Origin of the sequence: Micromonospora craterilacus (genome assembly GCF_003236315.1) — a bacterium.
Lineage (GTDB): Bacteria > Actinomycetota > Actinomycetes > Mycobacteriales > Micromonosporaceae > Micromonospora > Micromonospora craterilacus.
Window position 1 is genome coordinate 1 of sequence record NZ_POTY01000430.1, and the last position, 2,204, is coordinate 2,204.

Below are 2,204 nucleotides of genomic sequence, written 5' to 3' on the forward strand. Positions count from 1 at the left end.
GCCGAAGCCCCGTCCCCGGTCGACGTCCGGTCCGCGCTCGACGCCGGGTCTTCCGGCGGTTCGTCTGCCGGCGGTTTGCCGTCGGCGGGTGACTCGGCATCGCTGGCGGTCCTGGCCGACCTGGCCGACCTGACCGGCCGGGAGGTCGAGGTGCTCGAATGCCTGGTCGCCGGGATGTCCAACAAGCAGGTGGCCCGCGCCCTCGGCATCTCGGTGCGGACGGTCACCGTGCACGTGTCCAACCTGCTGCGCAAGACCGGCTCGGCCTCGCGTACCGGGGTGGCGCTCTGGGCCGTCCGTCAGCGACTGGCACCGGCTCCGGTGGACGGCTGAGCCGTCAGGAGGGAGCCCTTCACCTGCGCCAGGCGTCTTACTTCGGTCGGGGATAGCGGAGCAGGAGGCTGGCGGCGACCTCCTCGTCGCCGACGGCGGCGTACCCGTGCGGCACGTCGGACGTCCAGCGCAGGTGCCCACCGGCGGCGGCGGTCAGCGGCGCGTCGGTCGGGCCGGCGCGCAGCACCCCGGCGAAGACCGTGACGTGCTCGGTGACGCCGGGCTGGTGTGCGGGTGAGAGCTGGCCGGGGCCGGGTGTGACCCGCATCCGGTACAGCTCGTAGGTCGCGTCCGCGTCCTCGAACACCTCCAGCAGGGTGGCGCTGACCGCCGCTCCGCGCACGGTCGGCCCGGCCGCCGGCCCGGACAGCACCGAGGTCAGCGGTACGCCGAGCTGAGCGGTGACCGCGTACAGCGTCTCCAGGGTGGGGTTGCGGGTGCCGTTCTCCAGCCCGGAGAGCGTCGCCTTGCCCACGCCGGCCAGCCGGGCCAGCGCGGACAGCGAGATCCCGCGTGCCTCGCGCAGGGCGCGGACCCGGCGACCGATCGCCGGGGTGTCCGCGTCGGCTCCGGCCGGCTCGGCCGGCTCGGTGGACGGACCTGCCGGTATGCGCCCGGCCTGCGGGCGGGGTGGGTCTGGTGGTGACTGCGGCACCCCGCTATGGTGCTACACGCTGCTGTTCCGTAAACGGAACGATCGGAGGTGGGGCATGGCGGGACGGATGCAACCGGTGCTGGCGGGCGTGGTGACCGCGCTGGTCGGGTTCGCCAGTTCGTTCACCGTGGTGCTGGCCGGGCTGCGGGCCGTCGGGGCCACCGAGGCCCAGGCCGCCTCCGGGCTGCTCGTGCTCTGCGTCGCCTCCGGGCTCTGCGCCGCCTGGCTGGGCCTGCGGCACCGGCTGCCGCTGAGTATCGCCTGGTCCACTCCCGGTGCGGCGCTGCTGGTCGCCACCGGCCCGGTCCCGGGCGGCTGGCCGGTCGCCGTCGGGGCGTTCCTCGTCTCGGGGCTGCTCATCGTGGCCGCCGGGCTGTTCCCGGCGCTGGGTCGGGCCGTCGCGGCGATCCCCAAGCCGGTCGCCGGGGCGATGCTCGCCGGGGTGCTGCTGCCGCTGTGTACCGCGCCGGTCCGCGCCCTCGTCGAGGTGCCCGGGCTGGCCGCCCCGGTGCTGGTGTCCTGGCTGCTGCTGCACCGGTTCGCCCGGCGCTGGGCGGTCCCCGGCGCGCTGGTGGTGGCGGCGGGGGCGATCGCGCTGACCACCTCCGGCGGCGGCGCCGGCGGGCTGCGCCCGGTGGTCGAGGTGACCGCGCCGCAGTGGAGCGTGCCGGCCCTGGTCGGGTTGGCGCTGCCCCTGTTCCTGGTGACCATGGCCGCGCAGAACGTGCCCGGCACCGCCGTGCTGGTCGGCTACGGTTACCGGCCGCCGCTCGGCGCCGCGTTGCGGACCACCGGACTGGCCAGCATGGTCGCCGCGCCGGCCGGTGGGCATGCGGTCAACCTGGCGGCCATCACCGCCGCGCTGGCCGCCGGCCCGGACGCGCACCCCGATCCGGACCGGCGCTGGATCGCTTCGGTGACCGCCGGCGTCGGGCTGGCCCTGCTCGGGCTGGGCGCCGGGGCGGTCACCACCCTGGTCGGGTGGGCGCCGCCGGTGCTGATCGAGGCGGTCGCCGGGCTGGCCCTGCTCGGTGCGCTGGCTACCGCGCTGACCTCGGCGTTGGCCGATCCGACGGCCCGGGAGGCCGCGGTGGTCACCCTGGTGGTCACCGCCTCCGGGGTGTCGCTGGCCGGCGTGGGCGGCGCGTTCTGGGGCCTGGTGGCCGGCTGCCTGATGCTCCTGCTCTTCCGCAACCGCCGCACCCCACCCAAGCCC

At 76.2% G+C, this 2,204-nt stretch carries 3 protein-coding genes; 2 read left to right on the forward strand and 1 reads right to left on the reverse strand.

The window, feature by feature from the left end:
• Positions 1 to 333: response regulator transcription factor (locus tag C1I95_RS33435; RefSeq protein WP_146605942.1), on the forward strand; the 333-nt coding region annotated here is incomplete at its 5' end.
• A gap of 37 nt (positions 334 to 370) precedes the next feature.
• On the opposite strand, the gene C1I95_RS33440 is transcribed toward C1I95_RS33435, so the two are convergent.
• Positions 371 to 988: a helix-turn-helix domain-containing protein gene (locus tag C1I95_RS33440; RefSeq protein WP_233514048.1), complete on the reverse strand. Its 618-nt coding sequence runs from the start codon at positions 986 to 988 to the stop codon at positions 371 to 373.
• A gap of 55 nt (positions 989 to 1,043) precedes the next feature.
• Here C1I95_RS33440 and C1I95_RS33445 point away from each other — a divergent pair.
• Positions 1,044 to 2,204, forward strand: a 1,161-nt coding sequence (locus C1I95_RS33445) for a benzoate/H(+) symporter BenE family transporter (protein ID WP_111220072.1), incomplete at its 3' end; no start/stop codon positions are given.